The 19,717-nt window shown below is 57.5% G+C and carries 17 protein-coding genes; 10 read left to right on the forward strand and 7 right to left on the reverse strand.

Going from position 1 to position 19,717, the window contains the following annotated elements:
• Positions 1 to 181: 181 nt before the first annotated feature.
• The 3 genes from speA to KO499_RS12740 all read left to right on the forward strand — a co-directional run bounded on the left by speA (position 182) and on the right by KO499_RS12740 (position 3,478).
• A complete protein-coding gene (gene speA, locus KO499_RS12730; protein ID WP_215984133.1) occupies positions 182 to 2,092 on the forward strand; it encodes a biosynthetic arginine decarboxylase in 1,911 nt (636 codons plus the stop codon).
• A 97-nt stretch (positions 2,093 to 2,189) separates the two neighbouring features.
• On the forward strand, positions 2,190 to 2,837 hold the full coding sequence (locus KO499_RS12735) for a sigma-70 family RNA polymerase sigma factor (protein ID WP_228339945.1): 648 nt from the start codon (positions 2,190 to 2,192) through the stop codon (positions 2,835 to 2,837).
• The gene (locus KO499_RS12740; protein WP_215984134.1) at positions 2,834 to 3,478 is read left to right on the forward strand and encodes a ChrR family anti-sigma-E factor; all 645 of its coding nucleotides are present in this window, start codon (positions 2,834 to 2,836) and stop codon (positions 3,476 to 3,478) included. Before KO499_RS12735 ends, KO499_RS12740 begins: the two co-directional genes overlap by 4 nt.
• Positions 3,479 to 3,551: 73 nt before the next feature.
• Here KO499_RS12740 and KO499_RS12745 read toward each other — a convergent pair whose 3' ends face one another.
• Complete coding sequence (locus KO499_RS12745) at positions 3,552 to 4,295, reverse strand: SDR family NAD(P)-dependent oxidoreductase (RefSeq protein ID WP_215984135.1); 744 nt, start codon at positions 4,293 to 4,295, stop codon at positions 3,552 to 3,554.
• A gap of 170 nt (positions 4,296 to 4,465) precedes the next feature.
• Between KO499_RS12745 and KO499_RS12750 the strand changes: the two genes are divergently transcribed.
• The 3 genes from KO499_RS12750 (at position 4,466) to KO499_RS12760 (ending at position 9,130) form a co-directional block, all read left to right on the forward strand.
• Entirely contained in the window at positions 4,466 to 6,241 is a 1,776-nt protein-coding gene (locus tag KO499_RS12750) for an acyl-CoA dehydrogenase C-terminal domain-containing protein (RefSeq protein ID WP_215984136.1), read from the forward strand.
• Between the two features lie 177 nt (positions 6,242 to 6,418).
• The gene (gene tcdA, locus KO499_RS12755; protein WP_215984137.1) at positions 6,419 to 7,210 is read left to right on the forward strand and encodes a tRNA cyclic N6-threonylcarbamoyladenosine(37) synthase TcdA; all 792 of its coding nucleotides are present in this window, start codon (positions 6,419 to 6,421) and stop codon (positions 7,208 to 7,210) included.
• Between the two features lie 21 nt (positions 7,211 to 7,231).
• Positions 7,232 to 9,130, forward strand: coding sequence for a cation:proton antiporter (locus KO499_RS12760; RefSeq protein ID WP_215984138.1), 1,899 nt, complete (start codon positions 7,232 to 7,234; stop codon positions 9,128 to 9,130).
• Here the strand turns inward: KO499_RS12760 and KO499_RS12765 are convergent.
• The 4 genes from KO499_RS12765 to KO499_RS12780 form a co-directional block, all read right to left on the reverse strand.
• Entirely contained in the window at positions 9,116 to 10,099 is a 984-nt protein-coding gene (locus tag KO499_RS12765; protein ID WP_215984139.1) for an NADP-dependent oxidoreductase, read from the reverse strand. The two genes, KO499_RS12760 and KO499_RS12765, sit on opposite strands and share 15 nt — an antisense overlap.
• A 70-nt stretch (positions 10,100 to 10,169) precedes the next feature.
• Complete coding sequence (locus tag KO499_RS12770) at positions 10,170 to 10,631, reverse strand: acyl-CoA thioesterase (protein WP_215984140.1); 462 nt, start codon at positions 10,629 to 10,631, stop codon at positions 10,170 to 10,172.
• Positions 10,631 to 11,713, reverse strand: coding sequence for an SMP-30/gluconolactonase/LRE family protein (locus tag KO499_RS12775; protein ID WP_215984141.1), 1,083 nt, complete (start codon positions 11,711 to 11,713; stop codon positions 10,631 to 10,633). The genes KO499_RS12770 and KO499_RS12775 overlap by 1 nt, the downstream gene beginning before the upstream one ends.
• Positions 11,714 to 11,812: 99 nt before the next feature.
• Positions 11,813 to 12,610 (reverse strand): alpha/beta fold hydrolase, encoded by a 798-nt coding sequence (locus tag KO499_RS12780; RefSeq protein ID WP_215984142.1) that lies wholly within the window; start codon positions 12,608 to 12,610, stop codon positions 11,813 to 11,815.
• A 398-nt stretch (positions 12,611 to 13,008) separates the two neighbouring features.
• On the opposite strand from KO499_RS12780, the gene KO499_RS12785 reads away from it, so the two are divergent.
• The 3 genes from KO499_RS12785 (at position 13,009) to KO499_RS12795 (ending at position 16,282) form a co-directional block, all read left to right on the forward strand.
• Entirely contained in the window at positions 13,009 to 14,091 is a 1,083-nt protein-coding gene (locus KO499_RS12785; RefSeq protein ID WP_215984143.1) for an AraC family transcriptional regulator, read from the forward strand.
• A complete protein-coding gene (gene cls / locus KO499_RS12790) occupies positions 14,091 to 15,521 on the forward strand; it encodes a cardiolipin synthase (RefSeq protein ID WP_215984144.1) in 1,431 nt (476 codons plus the stop codon). Before KO499_RS12785 ends, cls begins: the two co-directional genes overlap by 1 nt.
• 83 nt (positions 15,522 to 15,604) lie before the next feature.
• Positions 15,605 to 16,282: a GntR family transcriptional regulator gene (locus tag KO499_RS12795; protein ID WP_215984145.1), complete on the forward strand. Its 678-nt coding sequence runs from the start codon at positions 15,605 to 15,607 to the stop codon at positions 16,280 to 16,282.
• Positions 16,283 to 16,288: 6 nt separating this feature from the next.
• Here the strand turns inward: KO499_RS12795 and KO499_RS12800 are convergent, their stop codons facing one another.
• Together KO499_RS12800 and KO499_RS12805 are read right to left on the reverse strand one after the other, a co-directional pair.
• Positions 16,289 to 18,370 carry a patatin-like phospholipase family protein gene (locus KO499_RS12800; protein ID WP_416240391.1) on the reverse strand — a complete coding sequence of 694 codons (2,082 nt, stop codon included), beginning with the start codon at positions 18,368 to 18,370 and terminating at the stop codon, positions 16,289 to 16,291.
• Positions 18,371 to 18,512: 142 nt separating this feature from the next.
• Positions 18,513 to 19,118, reverse strand: a complete 606-nt coding sequence (locus tag KO499_RS12805; RefSeq protein WP_215984147.1) for a hypothetical protein — start codon at positions 19,116 to 19,118, stop codon at positions 18,513 to 18,515.
• A 218-nt stretch (positions 19,119 to 19,336) separates the two neighbouring features.
• On the opposite strand from KO499_RS12805, the gene KO499_RS12810 reads away from it, so the two are divergent.
• Positions 19,337 to 19,702 carry a hypothetical protein gene (locus tag KO499_RS12810; protein WP_215984148.1) on the forward strand — a complete coding sequence of 122 codons (366 nt, stop codon included), beginning with the start codon at positions 19,337 to 19,339 and terminating at the stop codon, positions 19,700 to 19,702.
• Positions 19,703 to 19,717: the final 15 nt, after the last annotated feature.

Genomic DNA, 19,717 nt, shown 5'->3' on the forward strand with positions numbered 1-19,717 from the left:
TTGTTAAAAGGCGTATTGTAGGGCTGCCCTATCATGAGCTAAAGCGATAATCGCAGGAGCCAGCCATATATTTTCCGCACCCGGTTCTTTTAGCCCGGGGTGGGAATCCATACAATGTCGGCCAGAGGCCGGCCCCGTACAGATCCCCCGCCGGCCAGTGTTTCCTGACAGGATAGCAAGCATGAGCGAAGCCAGTGCCACCCCGGCCCACAAGGTCTACAACATCGCCCACTGGAGTGACGGTTACATCGGTGTCAACGATGCAGGCCAGGTATTGATCCGGCCCGACCGGGGCCATAGCCCGGCACGGATCAATCTCCCGGAGCTGACCCGCACGCTGACGGAATCCGGAGTTCAGCTACCCGTGCTCGTGCGTTTCGTCGATATCCTCCATGACCGGGTCAACAAGCTGTGCAACGCATTCAACAAAGTGGCGGATGAACACGCCTATCAAGGTCGTTACACCGCGGTTTACCCGATCAAGGTCAACCAGCAGCGCCGGGTGGTTGAGGAACTACTGGCCTCCGAGCCTGCAGCCTCAAAAGGACAGATCGGCCTTGAGGCAGGGAGCAAACCCGAGCTGATGGCGGTGCTGGCAATGTCGCAACAACCGGGCTCAGTGATCGTTTGCAACGGCTACAAGGACCGGGAATACATTCGTCTTGCCCTCATTGGTCAGGCACTCGGTCACCGGGTGTTCATTGTGGTGGAAAAAAAGTCCGAGCTCCCACTCATTCTGGAGGAAGCGAAAAGCCTGGGGGTATCGCCACTGATCGGGGTCCGGGCCCGACTGGCAACCATCGGCAAGGGCAACTGGCAGAATACCGGTGGGGAAAAGTCCAAGTTCGGTCTGTCCGCCAGCCAGGTGCTGGATGTGGTGAATACCCTGCGCGAAGCCGGGGCACTTGATACCTTGCAGCTGCTGCACTTTCACCTTGGCTCCCAGATTGCCAATATCCGGGACATCCAGACCGGACTCAGAGAATGCGCGCGCTTTTACAGTGAACTGCGCCAGATGGGGGCACCTGTCGGTACCGTTGATATCGGGGGCGGCCTGGGTGTGGACTATGAAGGCACCCGCTCCCGCAGCAGCTGCTCCATGAATTACAGTGTCTATGAATACGCCTACAACGTCGTGCATGTCCTGCAGGCGGAGTGTGATCGTCATGGTATTCCTCACCCGGATCTGATCAGCGAATCCGGAAGAGCGCTAACGGCCCATCATTCGGTGCTGGTAACCAATGTGATCGACCACGAAGCCCCGGAGAACCGGACGCCACAACAGCCAGACGAAAAGGCGCCCGCCCCTCTGCACGATCTCTGGCGAGACCTGAAAAGCCTTCAGGACAGCGCCACACCGCGCTCTCTGGCCGAGATCTATCACGACGTACTGCATGCCATGGCCGATGTTCACGCCCAGTTTGCCCACGGTGTGCTCTCCCTTCAGGAGCGGGCAAATGCCGAAACCCTCTACACCCGATGTTGCCGGCTGCTTCGGGATCAGCTCGACAGCAGCAATCGGGCCCACCGGGAAATCATTGACGAGCTGAACGAGAAACTGGCCGAGAAGCTGTTTGTAAATTTCTCTCTGTTCCAGTCGCTGCCCGATGTCTGGGGCATTGATCAGATTTTCCCGGTCATGCCGGTCAACGGCCTGAACCGCCCGCTTACCCGGCGCGCGGTGATACAGGACATCACCTGCGATTCCGATGGCCGGATTGACCGATACGTGGATGGTCAGGGCACCGAAACCACCCTGCCGCTTCCGGAGGCGAAAACAGGCGAACCCCTGTTGATGGGATTTTTCATGACAGGCGCCTATCAGGAGATTCTCGGGGACATGCACAACCTGTTCGGTGACACCCACTCTGTGGATGTCCGCCTGACTGCTGAGGGAGGCCACAGCATCAGTGAAACCATCACCGGCGATACCGTGGCGAAGGTACTGCGCTATGTAAACTTCGAACCTGACGCGTTATTGGAAGCCTACCGGCGTAAATTTGCGGCCTCCACCCTTGCACCAGACACCCAGTCGGCGTTGCTGGCCGAACTGTCCGCCGGGCTGGATGGATACACCTACCTCGAAGAATAATTGCCTGCAGCACGGCTGTTTTGTTCAGGCCAATTGATCCAACGGACAAACCGGTGCGTAAATCCTGGGACTGACAAACCCGGGACGAGTGCATAGAATGATGAACACAACAAGCTCAAATCATGCGACTGCCAAGGAGCATCCGGTGACCACACTGGATAAAACACCAGCCAGTTCCGAGGGCCGAAAGGATCCATGGAGTCAATTATTGCAAAAAGTGGGCAAACATCAGGATCGCGAAGCGTATCACGCCCTGTTTGAGCATTTTGGCCCCCAGATCAAGTATTACGCCATGGCAAACGGCATGGCGAGTCATGCAGAGGAGCTGGTTCAGGAAGTGTTTGTCTCCATCTGGAGGCGCTCCTGCCTCTATGACTGGCGCAAGGCCGCAGCGTCAACGTGGATATTCACCATCGCCCGGAACCAGCGCATCGATATGCTCAGGAAAATGCAGCGTACCAGTGCGGAAATGCCGGTTGAGACTGAAGATTTGTGGCAGATCCCGGGTGAGAATGAAAATGAGCCGGTGACCTCCCTGCACAGACTGATGTCCGAGCGACGGGTCAGGGAATCTCTGAGCCTTTTACCGGAAGAGCAGATTACCGTCATTGCCAAGGTTTACATGGAAAACAAGTCGCACCAGATGGTTGCAAACGAACTGGACATTCCACTGGGAACCGTCAAGAGCCGGGTTCGCCTGGCGCTGAACAAACTGAAAGTGATTTTGCAGGACCAGAACGTATGACACGGCACCATCCCGACAGCGTGAGCCTGATGGAGTACGCCGCAGGTAATCTGAGCGAGCCCCATGCGCTTTGCATCAAGCTTCACCTGGACAAGTGTCCCCTTTGCCGCAGTCGCGTGGATACGCTGAACAGTCTTGGTGCTGTAATGATGGAACAGCAGCCGAAGGTAAGCATGTCGAACGATATGTTCGACAGCATTCTGTCAAAGATTGACGATGAGACTGCAATAACGGACGAACCTGAAATAGCGCCCGCTCCGAGAGTAAACCCGCTGCAGAAACTGCTTGGCGAAAATCTCGCCAGCCTGCCGTGGAAACGGCAATTGGGCGACGTCAGTGTCCTGGATATCACGGACCGGTTCCCTGGTCAGAAAGAGCAGGTTGTTCTTCAAAAACTCGCCGCAGGCGGCAAAGCACCGGCCCACACTCACCGCGGTGAAGAGACGACCATCGTTTTGCAGGGGGCATTTGCTGACCAGAAAGGGGTGTTCAACCAGTGGGATTTTGTCGTTCTGACCGACAAGGATGAACACAAACCTGTGGCCGTTGGTTGTGAGGATTGCATCACTCTTTCCGTCCTCAGCGCGCCTGTGAAACTGACAGGAACATTCACCCGAATGTTGAATCCGTTTATCCGCTGACCCAGGGACGCGGAAACAAGGGGACGACCATGGAGCGCCCCCTTTTTTGTGACGATTCTCTGCGCCATTCCCGCTACCAGGGCAGCTCTGAGCCGTCCCAGCTCAAAAATCGCCCATTGTCCTCATCAACGACAGCATCGAGCACATCCAGCAGGTTGCAGGCCGTTGCCCTTGCGCTGTGCACTTTCAGTTTTGCCAGGGACTGACTGAAGGGTTCACTCAACGCAGATTCTGTGGTGCCCGGATGCAGGGAAACGCAGGCAACCGGCTTGCAGCGACGCGGCAACTCAATGGACAGGTTGCGCACCAGCATATTCAGTGCCGCCTTCGAACTTCGATAGGCGTACCAGCCCCCGAACCCGTTATCGGTAATCGATCCGACTTTTGCGGAAATGGCGGCGACCCGCTTGAACTCCCGATGTCGCAGCCATGGCAACAGCGCCTGCGCCAGCATACTGAACCCGGTTGCATTCACGGCAAACGACCGTGCCAGACTTGCTGCACTCAAATCCTCAAGGCGCTTCTCCGGGAATATATCAGTGCCATGGAGCAGGCCTGCGGCGTAAATAAAGGTATCAATCCCCTCCTCCCTGGACAGAATCGACTCCAGTGCCGCAGCCGCCGCTGTTGCCGCGTTTTCACCCTCGGCATCCCACGCCAGCACCGCACTGCGCCCATGCGCATGCAAAGCCTCCGGAGCCCTCTCGGGATTGCGACACAAGCCGATGACTCGGACCTCGGGATCACGCTCGATCAACCGGGTGGCCAAAGCACCACCAATTGCACCGGACACTCCGGCTATCACGACTCGTTTCATTAAATACCTCCTCGGTTCAGAGGACATACGAAAAATCTATCGTCCGGACTGCACGAACGGTGAACCGGCCTATTAAAACGGGCGTATGAATCTGGTACTCAAAGCCTTTCCAGAGCGCTGCCGCCCCCGGCAAAGCTCACATTAAAAACAGCATACTGAGGAGAGTAACCATGCAATACCAGGCTCCGGCGAATGACCTTCGCTTTCTGTTGTTTGATGTATTGGGCGCAGACCGGCTCCATGAGCTGGAAACATACGCCGACGCCACCCCGGACCTGATTTCCGCAGTCATCGAGGAAGCTGGCAAACTGGCGGCTGAAGTCATCCAGCCCACCAATCAGGCGGGCGACCGGGAAGGTTGCATCTACGATCCTGAAACCCGTTCGGTGACAACACCTGCCTGTTTCAAGGACGCCTACAGAAAATTTGTCGAGGGTGGCTGGACCGCACTGGATGCACCACTGGAGTATGGTGGTCAGGGCCTGCCCCACACGCTCAAGTTTGTGGTCGATGAAATGGTTTGCTCCACCAACCTCTCCCTCGGCATGTATCCGGGCCTTACCCACGGTGCCATCAGCGCACTGCATGCCCACGGTTCCGCCGAGCTGAAAAAGATCTATCTGGAGAAACTGATCTCCGGCGAGTGGACGGGCACCATGTGCCTGACTGAACCCCAGTGCGGCACGGACCTGGGGCTGATCCGTACCCGGGCAACCCCGAACGACGATGGCAGCTATGCCGTCGAAGGCACCAAGATCTGGATCACCGGCGGCGAACACGACCTGGTGGATAACATTGCTCATCTGGTTCTGGCCAAGCTACCCGACGCTCCGGATACCACCAAGGGCATCTCTCTGTTCGTGGTTCCGAAATTTCTGCCGGATTCCAGTGAGCGCAACCCCGCGTTCTGCGGCGGTCTCGAACACAAGATGGGCATCAAGGGTTCCGCCACCTGCGTCATGAACTTCGAGGGCGCCAGGGGCTGGCTCGTCGGCGAGCCTAATGATGGCATGCGCGCGATGTTCACCATGATGAACGAGGCCCGCCTGATGGTCGGCATGCAAGGTCTTGGGCTTGCGGAAATGGCCTATCAGGAGAGCCTGGGCTTTGCCCGTGAGCGCTTGCAGAGCCGTTCATTAAGCGGCCCCAAAAACCCCGATGATCCGGCTGATCCGATCATCGTGCACCCGGACGTACGGCGTATGCTGATGCGCCAGAAGGTGCTGAACGAGGGCATGCGTGCGCTGGCACTGTTTACCGGTCTCCAGCTTGATCTCTCGGTCGCCCACCCTGACGAAAGTGTGCGGGAGTCCGCCGATGATCTGGTTCAGTTGCTGACCCCCGTCGTGAAGTCTTTCCTCACGGACGAAGGCTTCAACAACGCCAATACCGGCCTTCAGGTACTTGGTGGCTCAGGCTTCACCACCGACTGGCCGCTGGAACAGCTGGTCAGGGACGGTCGTATTGCCCGGATCTACGAGGGTACCAACGGTATCCAGGCCATGGATCTTGTGGGGCTTAAACTCGGACTGAAAGGTGGCCAGCTGGTACGCACCCTGTTCGGCACACTGACCGGGTATCTCAGGGAAAACCCGGAAGCGCCGCACCGGGAGGAATTGAAAAATGCCATGAAGGCACTGGAGAGTGCCACCGTGTGGCTTGCCAGCAACGCACCGAACGACCCGGAGCAGGCGGGTGCTGCCGCAACCCCTTACCTGCGTCTGATGGCACTGACGGTTATCGGCTACCTCTGGTCCCGGATGGCCAGTGTTGCCAGCCGGCAACTCGCCTCCGGCGAAGGCAACAAGCCACTTCTGGAAAGCAAAATGGTCTCCGCCCGCTTCTACTTTGAAAAACTGCTGCCGGAAGTTGACTGGTTACTGGGCGATATCCAGAGCGGCAAGGACAGCCTGATGGCGTTTTCAGACCAACACTGGGCTTCCTGATCCGGACACCGGCCAGCGTGTCTCCGACCTGGCCGACTCCCTGTCCCCGACCGGATACTTTTTATAGCCACGCTCCGCGTGGCTTTTTTACGGCTTTTTTTTGTCGGTGCGATCACTGGGTTACAATTGCGCACTTTGATTCAGTCCGACCACTCGGCGGACCAGCACGGGGATATCATGAACGCCGACGATTACGCATTCCGCTTCGGTGGTATTGAACGACTTTATGGTCGACGGGCCCTGAATGCCTTTCGCCATGCCCACGTAGCCATCGTCGGTCTTGGCGGTGTCGGATCCTGGGCCGCTGAGTCACTGGCTCGCAGCGGCATCGGCACCATTACCCTGATCGACATGGACGACGTCTGTGTGTCGAACACCAACCGCCAGCTCCATGCCCTGGAGGGGCAGTATGGGCGCACCAAAACCGATGTCATGGCCGATCGGCTGCGGGCCATTAATCCGGAGGCCGATATCCGGGTGCACTTTGGCTTCCTGACGACAAAGAATGTCGGTGAGCTGATCACAGAAGACATGACCGGCGTGATCGACGCCATCGACAGCGTCAAGGCCAAAGCCGCACTGATCGCTCATTGCCAGCGCAGGAAAATACCGCTGGTGTGTGCCGGCGGCGCCGGTGGCCAGATCGACCCGACCCAGATACAGGTCGCCGACCTCAGTAAAACCACCCAGGATCCGCTGTTGGCCAAGGTACGCAACCTTTTGCGCCGGGAATACGGTTTTTCCCGAAACCCAAAGCGTCGCTTTGGCATTGAGGCCGTATACTCACTGGAGCAGCTGACGTATCCTGCCGGAGACGGCGAAGTCTGCCTGCAAAAACCGGCCACCAACGGCCCGGTTAGACTGGACTGCGCCTCCGGCTTTGGCGCCGCCAGCCCGGTGACCGCCAGCTTCGGTTTTTTTGCGGCCTCCAGGCTTCTTAACCGGATTGCCCGGCGCGCCAACCAATAGATCAACGGAACTGAGACCATTATGCCTGTCAGCACTGTCCTGCTCCTTGCCAGCATTGGCGTTCTCTCCCTGTTCTGCCAGTGGCTTGCCTGGCGGGTTCGCATGCCGGCGATCCTGTTTCTGCTGGCAGGCGGCATCGCTGCCGGGCCGGTTCTGGGCTTTTTGGCCCCGGAAGCGGTGTTCGGTGACCTGCTGTTCCCGGTCATCTCCCTGGCTGTCGCCATTATCCTCTTTGAGGGTAGCCTTACCCTGCGCTACGAGGAAATTCGCGGTCACGGCAAGATGGTTCGGAACCTGATTCCTGTAGGCTCCATTGTCACCTGCGTCATCGGTACCCTGGCCGCACGCTGGCTACTGGACGTTTCCTGGGCCGTCGCCTTGCTGTTCGGTGCGATTTCCATTGTTACCGGCCCGACGGTAATCGCACCACTGCTGCGCTCCGTGCGCCCGGACTCGAAACTGGCCAACATCCTGCGCTGGGAAGGCATCATCATTGATCCGGTAGGGGCGCTGCTGGCCGTCCTGGTATTCGAGGGGATTGTTTCCTGGGGCCAGGGCAATGTCTTTGGCCATTCAATGTATATTTTCGGCAAAACCCTTGCGGTGGGCTTCCTGATCGGCGCCGTCGCGGGCTACCTCAATGGCATCGTGCTGCGCAAACACTGGATTCCCCAGTATCTGCATAACGCCGGCACCCTCACCTTCATGCTCGGCGTCTACGCCATTTCCAACGAGATGGCCCATGAATCCGGATTGCTGACCGTGACCGTCATGGGCATCTGGATGGCCAACATGAAGCAGGTGCCCATCGACAGCATTCTGGAATTCAAGGAATCACTGAGCGTTCTGCTGATTTCTGCCCTGTTTATTATCCTGGCTGCCAGAGTGGAATTTTCTGCCATTGCCGAGCTTGGCTGGGGCCTGGCGGCAGTGCTGGCCCTGCTGATGCTGGTGGCCCGTCCGCTGAGTATTTTCCTGTCGGCCATCGGCACCAACCTGAACTGGCGCGAAAAGCTCTTCCTGAGCTGGATCGCCCCCAGAGGGATTGTCGCCGCAGCCGTATCAGCACTGTTTGCCTTCCAGCTCCAGAAGCTCGGGTATGAAAGTGCCGGCGCTCTGGTGCCACTGATATTCATGCTCATTATTGCCACCGTCACACTGCAGAGCATCACTGCGCGCCCGGTTGCGCGCCTGCTGAATGTTGCCGAACCGGCGGAGTACGGCTTCCTGATCCTGGGAGCTAACCCGGTAGCTCGGATGATCGGCAAAGCCCTGAAGAAATACGAGGTGCCGGTGACCCTGGCCGACACCAACTGGGAAAACGTCCGTCAGGCACGCATGGAAAACCTGCAGGTGTACTTCGGCAATCCGGTGTCCGAGCACGCGTCCACCCATCTGGACCTGACCGGTATTGGTAAGTTGTTGGTCATCTCCCCCTACAAGCACATGAACTCCCTGGCCACGTATCATTTCCTGGACTGGTTCGGAAACAATTGCGTGTTCAGCCTCGCCGAGGGCGATCAGGATCAAAAGGCCCGACATCAGACCGCCGAGAAAATCCAGATGACCAGGGGCCTGTTCGACGGTGTGAGTTACGCCAAACTGGCCAGCCTGGTCAGTCAGGGCTATACCATGAAAACCACTCAGCTGAGTGAGGAATTCGGTTATGAGGAGTTTCTGAACCAATACCAGAATCAGGCTCTGGTGCTGTTCACCTTCAACAGCAAAGACCACGTCGCACCGGTTCTCAGCATGGAAAACCTGAAGCCGGAAGACAACTGGAGCCTGATCAGCCTGGTGCCACCCCAGGCGAGAAAGGAACGAAAAGAGAAGGACAGCGAGGAAGAACTGTCCGACGAAAAGGTAGCCCCGACGGATAACGATCCATCCGGTGACAGCGCTCCCTCAGCGACAGTCTAAGACCAGTTTGCCGCGTACGTGCCCACCCTCGATGAGTTCGTGGGCCTGCGCGACATCCTCCATCGGGAACGCCTTCTCGATATGCACTTTTACATCGCCGTCTTCAATCAGCTCGGCAATTTCATCCAGGTGAAACACGTCCGGGCGCACGGTCATGCCATGGGCGCGTAACCCCATTTCCTCCGCAACGCTGATGATATCGTCGGCGGTGACCGTGGGTATGGTTACCAGGACACCCTGCTCGCCCAGGGTATGCAGTGAGCGTTTGCCGGTATCGCCACCAACCAGATCCAGCACCACGTCCAGACCATAGCACTCTTCAGCAATATCCGTGGTGCGATAGTCAATCACTTCATGAACCCCGAGTTCGGCCAGAAAATCCCGGTTACCGGCCGAAGCCGTGGCAATGACATGAGCGCCACGCTCCAACGCAAACTGGACCGCGAAATGTCCGACACCGCCAGCGCCAGCGTGAATCAGGATCTTTTGTCCGGATTCCAGCTTCGCCATTTCAAATAACGCCTGCCAGGCAGTTAATGCCGCCAGCGGCAAAGCACCCGCCGTCACCAGATCCAACTCTTCCGGTACGATGGCCAGTTCATCAGCCGCAGCCAGCGCGTATTCCGCATAGCCACCGCCACGGGCGGGAAATCCGATCATCCCCATGACCCGGTCACCGGGAACCAGGGTGGTGACATTCTCACCAACCGCAACCACCTCGCCAGCAACATCGTAACCCGGCGTCCAGGGCAGCGAATGTTCGATCTGCCGGGCGGCAAATCCGAGCCCCTTGCGGGTTTTCCAGTCAATGGGATTAAGCCCTGCCCCATGCACCCGGACCAGCACCTGAGCATCGGCCGGGGCCGGGATGTCAGAGCGCACCACCTGCAGGACATCGCGATCTCCAAAGCGATCGTAGATCACATGGCGCATCTTGGATTCAGCATTCTGATCGGCAGTCATTTCCATGAAGATCTCCGGACACCTGTTCAAACGGGGTTGGACTAGCAGAAGTAAAGCACAAAAGAGCGCTGGCAGCCTACAGCGGCTGACCACCCGCGACAACGGCAGCGCCCAGAATCTCGGCAAATTCCCTGGGCGCACGGGCAGGCCGCTGGCTTTTCAAATCGACACAGGCATGAGTTGATACTGCCCTCGCCAGAGTTTTTCCGTCAACCGGTCGCACCAGCTGGAATTGCCGGGCCGATCGGAACCGGCCGTCATACCCGGTCAGCCAGGTCCCCAGCAACAACGCATCCCCGGTATTCGCGGATGCCAGATAATCAATCTCGGTGCGGGTAATAGCCATCGCCTTTCCGGTTTTTTCATGCAGCGCCCAGGTCATGCCCAGCCTTTCAATGTGGGCCCAGCTGACGTCTTCCAGCCACCGCACGTACACAACGTTGTTGGCATGCCCGAGCCGGTCGGTATCCTCCGCCCGCACCGTGATATCAATTACAAAGGGATCCGGCAGATCCCAGACAATGTCATTGTGCTCCATCAGTTACCTTCTCCAAGGCCAGGAATCGCCTGAAACGGGAGTCGTCCAATACGGTCGTTATGCAGTGAACCAAAGTAGAGGTGGCCGGCGTGGGGATTAACCGAGGTAATTTCCTGCAAATGGCTCCCCCGGGTGTCATGGAGACTGGTAATAACCTCGCCATTCCGGTCAAACGCGACCACCAGACCATAGTCCTGAGGCGCAGGCTTGAAGCTGTCCGGCAGTTTCGCTACCAGATCCTTCAGCCAGGGTTTCGGGTGCATGGCATCGACCTTGGGATTACGCAAGGTAGGAAAAGCGACCCAGAAGCGTCCGTCATCATCCACCGCCAGGTTGTCAGGAAAACCTGGCAGGTTATCGGCAAACACCTCGGCCTCTCCGGCTCGCGGGCCATGAATCCAGTACCTGAGGATACGGTATTTCCAGGTTTCATTAACCAGTACGTAATCGCCCTCCGGGGACACCGCCACACCATTGGCAAAATGCAGGTTACCAAGCAGAACCTCGGTTTTTCCGGTCTCAGGGGAGTAACGCAATAACCGTCCATAAGGCCGCATTTCCAGCAGATCCAGCAGGTATTCCGGTTGCCGGAACCGGGAACTGGCGTCGGTAAAGTAGATCCGACCATCATCGGCAATATCGACATCGTCGGTGAAGCGGAACAGGGTGCCCTCTGCTTCCCGGGTCAGTACTGTCACGTTTCCATCGGGGCTTATGGACAGGAGACCTTTCCAGGCATCCGCAACAATCAGATTGCCGTTGCGGTCAAACACCAGACCCAGCGGTCGTCCGTCGGTGGATAGCCAGGTCTCAACCCGGCCATCCGGAAACACCCGCACGATATATCCGTCCTGGGTTCCGGTGTAAAGCACCCCATCCTCACTGATCGCAGTATCCTCGGGGCCATAAACCTGGCCCCTGGCCAACAGATCTGCAAGCCGAAGACGCTCGTTCGGTGCCATCAGCCCTGTCATCGGTGGTGGCGATGGTGGATTCCAGGCTTTACTGTCGACAGGCGAGGGCGTCAGCAGGAAACTGCCAAGTAGCAGGAACACAACCAGCAACCCTACCATCCATTTCATACTCTCTCCCCGCCTGTCGTCGAACCCATTACCGATGCCTCGATCGGATTACCTTAGCAGACGGGCCCGCGAGCGGGAAAATACAGTGGCCCGGACCGGTCACTCGTCGGCATTCAGGAAACGGCGGCACAAAGCCGTAAAAGAGTCTGCTTTCTCGGCATGCAACCAGTGACCAGTACCCTCAATTATGCGCAGTTGCGCCTCGGGAAACAGTCCCTCAATAGCCTCCCGGTGCTTCTCCTGGATGTAGGCCGAATCCGCTCCCTTGAGAAACAGGACCGGTCCAGTAAACGGGCCATCGCCCTCAGGCGCCTTGGCAAGATTTTCGTAGCAGGCCTCGATAACAGGCAGGTTGAGCCTCCAGCGAAACACCGGACCACCTTCTTCCTGCTGTTCCCGGGGTATGCGCTCAAGATTCTTCAACAGGAACTGCCGTACACCCGGCTCCTCAACAAATCCGGCCAGCAGCCTGTCAGCGTCCTGGCGGGAGCTCACAGCGGTCAGATCGATGGTGCTCAGCCCCTCCAGAATGGCATCGTGACGGGGCTTGTAGGAAACCGGTGCAATGTCGGCCACAATCACTTTATCCACGCGTTCAGGCGACTGCAGGGCCACCTGCATAGCCACCTTGCCGCCCATGGAGTGCCCCAGCAAACTGACCTTGTCCAGACCCTGTTCGTCCATATAGGCAACCACATCGCGCGCCATGGCCGGATAGTCCATCGTATCCGTATGGGGCGAGCTGCCATGGTTGCGCTCATCCAGCGCGTGAATCTGCCACTGATCTTCAAGACGCCGGGCTATGCCTCCCAGATTGTCGAGGGATCCGAACAACCCGTGTAACAGAATAAGCGGCGAGCCTTCGCCGGTAATACGGTGATTCAGGGCAACAGTCATGGGTGATCAGTCTCCGGATTGGTCTGCATTCTCAAAGCGGATACATTACCACTGCCAGAGTTGCGAGCAAGTAGCGGTTTTGGCGGTCATTTTCCAAAGACGAAAAAAAGCCGGGCAGAGCCCGGCAAAGAGGTCATAGACGTTTCGTCCGAAGAATCAGCAATAGAAGATGCTGTTCAGATATTCCGCCAGCTCAATCACGTTTTTGCGCTCAAGCTCGGTATGGGGGATGAAGATTTCGTGTTCCATAAGACTCCTCCTGTTTGCCTTTCCATTGCATCAACCTGATATTCTGATGCTATCGTTAATGCCTCGGGTAACCGTTGACAGGCGGTTGCAAACACTTGACATTTTGTACCATCCATCGTGACAGGTCGTTAACTATCGGGCCGAACAACGTGACATCTGCACAATCAGAACCCACCAGTGCTCCGCAGGTCGCTGCCTCCAGCACGCTGGCCCTGGCTCATTACCTTGAACGCCAGGGCGTGCTCAATGAAGCGCGCGTTGAGCAACTGACCGGATTGACGATGGTGGAACTCACCGACCCGGACAGGCGTGTAACCGCAGATCTCCACTACCGGCTCTGGGAGCATGCCGAGTTGGCAACAGGCGATCCGGGAGTCGGACTGCATGCAGGACAGGTCGTCGATCCGGAGCGGATGGGGCTGGTTGGACACGTGTTTTTCAATTGCGACACATTGGGTGAGGCCGTTACCCAATATGTGCGCCTGCACCGGCTGATCAATGAATCCGTGTTTCTAAGCTTCGAACAGACTGCAGACCAGGCGATCCTTTGCTGGCAAGCGGATGCGAGAGAACACTACTGCCGGCAGGATATGGACCGAACCCTCGCAGCAGCCATTACCCGCACCCGGCACTTTATACACCCTGGCATCAGGGCGGAGTGGGTTGAGATTGCCCACGCCGCACCTGCGTACGCGGACGAGTATGAGAAGCTCCTTGGTGGTCCAGTCCGGTTTGATTGCGACATTACCCGCCTCGCGTTCAACAGCCGTCATCTTGGCCATCCGATTCCCCGCCGCAACCCCTATGTCTACTCAGCGGTCCTGAAACAGGTCAACGCACTGCTGGCAAGACTGCAGACGCGCCGTTCCTTCGGCCGCAAGATTCGCCGGCTGATTTCAAAACAGATGGCAACCGAGAAAATTGATGCCGACAGTCTGGCCCGCCAATGTCACATGAGCCGCCAGACGCTGTACCGAAAGCTCAAGAAGGAAGATCTGAGCTTTCATGGGTTGGTGGAGCAGGTCCGGCAGGATAAGGCACTAAGATATGTAGCGGGGGATCATTACGCTTTGGGCGAAATTGCCTTCCTGCTGGGATTCTCTGAACTAAGTGCATTCAGCCGGGCGTTCAAACGCTGGACCGGAACTTCTCCTGCTGAATACCGGGCGCGGCATCTTGCAACCCAGAGAGTCGCAAGCCCGGGGCCAGGCGCTCCCGACGGAGACCGATAATGAACGACGTGTCGCTGGTCGCGATTGCGGTGGGCGCCATTTACCTGGCCGCCTTTGCCTGCGTCTACCGTATTCTGCTGACCTACCGTACCACCCAGGGGGCCATCGCCTGGATCATTGCACTGATCGGACTACCCTATCTTTCGGTCCCCATGTTCATCCTTTTCGGGCGTTATCGTTTTGGAGGTTACCTGAGGGCCCGCCGCCTCGGCGATGAATCGCTGACCAGTCTCCTGAATCGGTTCGAACAGCAGACCACCTCCATTCCGATTCCAGGCAGTGACCGCTTCACAGACGAACTGCAGGTGCTTTGCCGACTCGGGCGGCAGCCATTTACTGACGGCAACCGATGCACTCTGCTCAGGGATGGAGAGGCAACATTCGAGGCTCTGTTTGAAGCCATGGAAGACGCCGAACATTATATTCTTCTGGAATTCTATATCGTGCGTTCAGACCGGGTTGGTCGTCGGATCAAGTCCATTCTTGAACGCAAGCTGGCCCAGGGTGTGAAAGTCTGGTTTCTGTACGACGACATCGGCAGCGTCTGGCTGCCACGCAACTATCTGAACCAACTTGCCGCAGCTGGCGCCCGGGTTGCCTCATTCGGAAACGGTAACATCCGCCGACGGCGATTCCAGATCAATTTCCGGAACCACCGTAAACTGCTGGTTTGCGATGGCAGAGTCGGCTTTGTGGGCGGGATTAATCTGGGGGACGAATATCTGGGCACCGCCATGGATCAGGAGCCCTGGCGAGACACCCATTGCCGGATTGAAGGTCCGGCAGTGACCGGCCTGCAGCTAGCGTGGCTGGAAGACTGGACCTGGGCCAGCAATGATATGCCCGCCCTTGACTGGGAACCGGCCGACAACCAGCCAGGAACCGATGAGGTACTGGTGCTGCCGACAGGACCAGCCGATACCTGGGAAACCTGCACACTGTTTTTCCTGAATTGTATCAACAACGCGCGAACACGCCTCTGGATCGCCTCGCCCTACTTCGTGCCGGACTTCCAGATCATGAATGCGCTGCAGCTTGCGGCGCTTCGGGGCGTGGATGTGAGAATCCTGATACCTGAGAAATCGGACAGCCGCCTGATTGGTCTGGCCGCCTATTCCTACCTGGTCCAGGCCTGCAAGACCGGAATCGGCATCTATCGCTACCAGCCAGGGTTCATGCATCAGAAAGTCATTCTGGTGGATGACCGGTATTCCGCCGTGGGAACCGCCAACATGGACAACCGCTCCATGCGACTGAATTTCGAGATCACGGCCATTACCACCGCACCGCACTTTATCCGCAGTGTCGAATCCATGCTGGAACAGGATCTGGATGGCTCGCGTCTGATGACCGAGAGAGATTATAAGGAGCGCTCAATCCTGTTCCGCCTGGCTTGCCGAGCGGTGCGTCTGCTGGCGCCGCTGCTATAGACTGTCCGCCCTCTGGTTCCGGAATACACGATGTGCGACCATGCCGGAACGATTCAGCAAGTACGCAGTAGCGACATATCCCAATGAATGTCTTCAAACCCAGAGAAACACTGACTGAACAAGTTGCGCGCCACATCGAGGATCTGATTGCCTTTGGCCAGCTTCGGTCCGGAGAACGGATCTACGAGGGCGCTATGGCAAAGCACATGGACGTCAGCCATGGCTCCATCCGGGAGGGCCTGTTGCTGCTGGAAAAGCGGCATCTGGTGCGCAATGTACCCCGCAAGGGGGCCTTCGTAACCCCGCTGGACGAATTCTTTGTCCGCAGCCTGTACGAAACCCTGGAGCTTTATCTCTCCCACACCGGACGAAAGCTGGTGCGCAACTGGAAACCGGAAGACATGGCGCAACTGGAAGACCTGAATCAGCGGATGCGGACCTGCTACGAAAAAAACGATCTGATGGCGTTCCTGGAACTGGGTATTGAGTACACCAAGGCGTCCCTGGTCTACGCCGATAACTACTTCATTGTTTCTGCAATTGATGACCTTTGGCCATCCGCCAAACGCTGTGCCTTTGTCGCCTTTCAGCAGGGAGGTAACCGGATTCTCGAAGACAACCTGTCACACATGGAACAGTCTATCAGCGCCATCAAGGATCGTGACGAGGACCGCCTCGCAGAGATCCTGAGCAGGTATGCCCTTCAACAATGCCAGCAGGTACTTGCCGCCATAGAAACGACCGGCAACAAAACCGCCTGAAGGCGCTCAATAGAAAAGCTGGGTGAACGAGAAACCTATATTGAGATAGGCCGTCCAGTTGGATTCGTTATTATAGGCCGCTGCCAGCTGCACCGGGCCCAGAAAGGTATCCACGCCGGCGAACACACTGGAAGACTTGACCGAACTGTCCCAGCTGGCCGCCTCCAGCGACGCCCAGGCGTTACCCGCCTCGAACCCGGCACCAACGAACCAGGGCACCAGCGGCCCACCAAAGGTCTGACTGGCGTAAGCTGAAACCATTAACGCGTTGTCTCCGGTAATCTCTCCCGGTGCGTAAGCCGACAGTCGGCGGAAACCACCAAGACGAACCGCATTTTCGACGCCTGGCGTACCGCGCGTTACCGCATGGGCATAAAGCAGCCCTGTTAACGTCAGGCCTTTCCAGCTCTCCGTGCCCAATACCAGGCCGGTCACCGAATCAAATTTCCGGTCTGATCCCAGGCCCTCGCGTTCAAAGCGCCCCCGAACTCCGGCAAAAGCACCCTCACCAGGGAAAAACGTATCGTCCAGCGAATCATGAACCAGTTGTACGGCGATTCCTCCCTGATGCACCGCCTCCTCCGGAGCCAATGGCTGGCCTATCTGTTCATCCACCGTGGCGTAACCCCGGGCATAGATCAGTCGGATCTCGGCATTGCCTCCGATTTCCATACCCAATGCCAGATCCGCTTTGCGGAACGTCACGTCTGCCTCCGAGACGCGGTCACCGGAGGCGTCAAAAAGGCTGATTGTATTCCGGTAGTACTCGCCCCCAAGCTCCAGGAACCGCTCATAGCCATAGTCCAGAGGCTGGTACCATTGACTTCTAACCCAGGGTTCTGTGCCCAGCTGGACACCGGTCTGCCACTCCCCACCCAGTTCATTCAGCTCGGTCATTCGCAAAGAGGATGCGAGATTAAAGCGTGTATTACCGTCAAAGTTGTCCTCATAATTGAGGCCAAAAGACAGATAATCCGGCCCCCAGCTCTTCTCCTGGACCCGGATACTCAGGACCGTTCCCGTGGGCGACGGCGACGTCGAGTAGGACACAATTTCGTAATACCCAAGACCATATATGCGCTTTAGATCTGCCTCCAGCTGCCGGGTATCCAGCGGCTCGCCGGTTTGCTGGCGAATTCGTTCCTTGAGGAAGTCACGAGCCAGTCTCCGGCTGTCTTCTATCTCGATACGTGAAACGATGTTTGCGCTCGCACCCCGTGCTGCCAGGTTGCCCCGCCAGACAGCCCATGCATCAGGGGATAGAGAGAGTGGTCGCAACTCGACCCCATGCTCTCGCGCCGAACTGGCCCCAAGCTCAAACAGGACCGGAGCATCGTAGAAATCGGCGGATGTGTATCCTTCCAGGTTCGGGCGTATCAGGATATCGCCGGTCGCCAGCAGGTCCAGCTGGCGATCCGTATTTCTTCGGGTCATGATGGTCGTAAGCTGCCCGACAACGGAGAAGGCACCCCGCAGCTCATCGATTTTCAGAAGACTGTCGGTGATATCGATGGCGATGATGACGTCGGCGCCCATTTCACGGGCAACACTGATTGGCAGATTATTCGCTACGCCACCATCAACCAATAACTGCCCCTTGAGCTCCACCGGGGCGTAAACCCCGGGAATACTCATGCTCGCCCGGATGGCTTCGGACAAATTGCCGTCACCGATAGCGACCTGTTCACCAGTTTCCAGATCTGTGGCAACGGCGCGGAATGGGATCGGCAGGCGATCAAAATCTTCAACCAGAGAGGCGTTGCGGGTCAGCTCGTTCAGGATAAAACCAAGATTCTGACCGGCAATCAGGCCACCACCGACACGCAGTCCATCAGCGCGCACACCGATGCCGGGAACTACCGGAAACCGCCAGTCATCCTGCTTGCGCCTTACAGGCTTGTAGACCCGGCCAGGATCATCCCGAAAGCTCGACAACCAGTCCATACCGATAAAACGCTGTTCGATGTCACTGACGGGCATGCCGCTGGCGTACAGTGCGCCAACTGCAGACCCCGCGCTGGTTCCAACCACCAGATCAACCGGGATCCGCATTTCCTCCAGCACTCTCAATACGCCAACATGAGCCATACCCTTGGCGCCGCCACCACTAAGCACCAGGCCGACCCTGGGGCGTTCCTCAGCCGGTGCCGGTGATACCAGAAGCTGCAGCGTCGCAATTAGCAGCCATGGGGCGATCCGACCCCAACAGATTCGCCGATTCACGATTCGGTCATTTCGGCTCGCTGGAATCTTCGTCCGCCAGTGACAGATGGGACACATCAGGCACTATCGGGGGCGGGAGATCACTTTCCACACCAAGATCGACGCCAGGCGGCGCCAGGCTCCACTCTTCCAGGTGCTGGAACATCGGTGGTTCTGCTTCAGTTGGCTCTGCCAGGGTTACCCCGACCGGGTCCAGACTCAAACCTGTGCCGGAGAGAATCGCGTCCACCTTCTCGCCCGCCACCGGAAGACGATCTCCAGGCTCGGTTTCCGGAACCTCACCCGGATTCTCCTCCCTGGATGGAGCAACTGGCACCGCCTGCTCCTGTGGCTGGACTTTCGGGGCTGCGGGCCGCGGTTGAGGCGCCTCACCGGCAGCAGGCCGGGGGTCGGCCATGGGCTGCACGAAGGCTACCATGCCGTGCTTTTCAAGGACCGCACGGTATTTTTCAGCCTGAACCTCCTCCAGTTTGTTGCGAATAACAACCGGCTGGCCACTGAACATGCGATCAACCTGTTCAAGAGAGGCCTTGAACAGCGTTCGGGCATTGTTGCGCGCCGTTTCCTGATCCGTTCCGGGAACGCAATCCCCTTTAAAGACAAGCTGAAACATGCGTCTTCCTCTTAATGTTCGTCTCTCTCACATCATAGTTGATCGAGTGGCACACCGGGAGCCTGTTAATCCGTCAGTCGCTGTATCGACACTGCAAAAGATTGAAAAATTAATATTACATACCGCGCAAAATGCGACAGACTCTGCAATAATCAACTGTAACCAAAGTTTACATTTGGTTACAGTTGAATCGGATCGTCACCAGGGAGCGACCTCCAATGACTACCAAGAAACCTTTTCGTCTCGCTGCCGCCGCCCTGCTGCTATCGACACCCCTCGCCCATGGTGAAAACCTCGATGTACTGATGAGCCAGGTATTCCCGGAAGCCCAGGCAACGTACATAGGGTACGAGAGTGTCGAACGGCAAGACATTCCTGCAAACACCGCCATCGATCGCAAATACCTGATTGTGGACTTCCGCCTTGCCTCAAATCAGGTGGCGTCAGCACAGCTTCAGGCCAGTGTGCACAAGGTCTGCATGACCTTGCTGAAAGACCGCGACCTGGTCCAACAGCTGTCAGATTCCGGTTATGACATGGTCTCGGTCGCTTTCGACCGGCGCTCGCAGTTCGATTGCCTCTGAGGCATCCGACACACA

This window comes from Marinobacter sp. F3R08 (assembly GCF_018860425.1).
In the GTDB taxonomy this organism is placed as follows: domain Bacteria; phylum Pseudomonadota; class Gammaproteobacteria; order Pseudomonadales; family Oleiphilaceae; genus Marinobacter.

Coding starts and splice junctions, on each gene's coding strand:
- KO499_RS12770 (WP_215984140.1), bottom strand. CDS start 10,631: ATGGAGCACAATGACATTGTCTGGGATCTGCCGGATCCCTTTGTAATT.
- KO499_RS12745 (WP_215984135.1), bottom strand. CDS start 4,295: ATGAAACGAGTCGTGATAGCCGGAGTGTCCGGTGCAATTGGTGGTGCT.
- KO499_RS12805 (WP_215984147.1), bottom strand. CDS start 19,118: ATGTTTCAGCTTGTCTTTAAAGGGGATTGCGTTCCCGGAACGGATCAG.
- KO499_RS12750 (WP_215984136.1), top strand. CDS start 4,466: ATGCAATACCAGGCTCCGGCGAATGACCTTCGCTTTCTGTTGTTTGAT.
- KO499_RS12760 (WP_215984138.1), top strand. CDS start 7,232: ATGCCTGTCAGCACTGTCCTGCTCCTTGCCAGCATTGGCGTTCTCTCC.
- cls (WP_215984144.1), top strand. CDS start 14,091: ATGAACGACGTGTCGCTGGTCGCGATTGCGGTGGGCGCCATTTACCTG.
- KO499_RS12800 (WP_416240391.1), bottom strand. CDS start 18,370: ATGGCTCATGTTGGCGTATTGAGAGTGCTGGAGGAAATGCGGATCCCG.
- KO499_RS12780 (WP_215984142.1), bottom strand. CDS start 12,610: ATGACTGTTGCCCTGAATCACCGTATTACCGGCGAAGGCTCGCCGCTT.
- KO499_RS12810 (WP_215984148.1), top strand. CDS start 19,337: ATGACTACCAAGAAACCTTTTCGTCTCGCTGCCGCCGCCCTGCTGCTA.
- tcdA (WP_215984137.1), top strand. CDS start 6,419: ATGAACGCCGACGATTACGCATTCCGCTTCGGTGGTATTGAACGACTT.
- speA (WP_215984133.1), top strand. CDS start 182: ATGAGCGAAGCCAGTGCCACCCCGGCCCACAAGGTCTACAACATCGCC.
- KO499_RS12795 (WP_215984145.1), top strand. CDS start 15,605: ATGAATGTCTTCAAACCCAGAGAAACACTGACTGAACAAGTTGCGCGC.
- KO499_RS12740 (WP_215984134.1), top strand. CDS start 2,834: ATGACACGGCACCATCCCGACAGCGTGAGCCTGATGGAGTACGCCGCA.
- KO499_RS12775 (WP_215984141.1), bottom strand. CDS start 11,713: ATGAAATGGATGGTAGGGTTGCTGGTTGTGTTCCTGCTACTTGGCAGT.
- KO499_RS12735 (WP_228339945.1), top strand. CDS start 2,190: ATGATGAACACAACAAGCTCAAATCATGCGACTGCCAAGGAGCATCCG.
- KO499_RS12765 (WP_215984139.1), bottom strand. CDS start 10,099: ATGGAAATGACTGCCGATCAGAATGCTGAATCCAAGATGCGCCATGTG.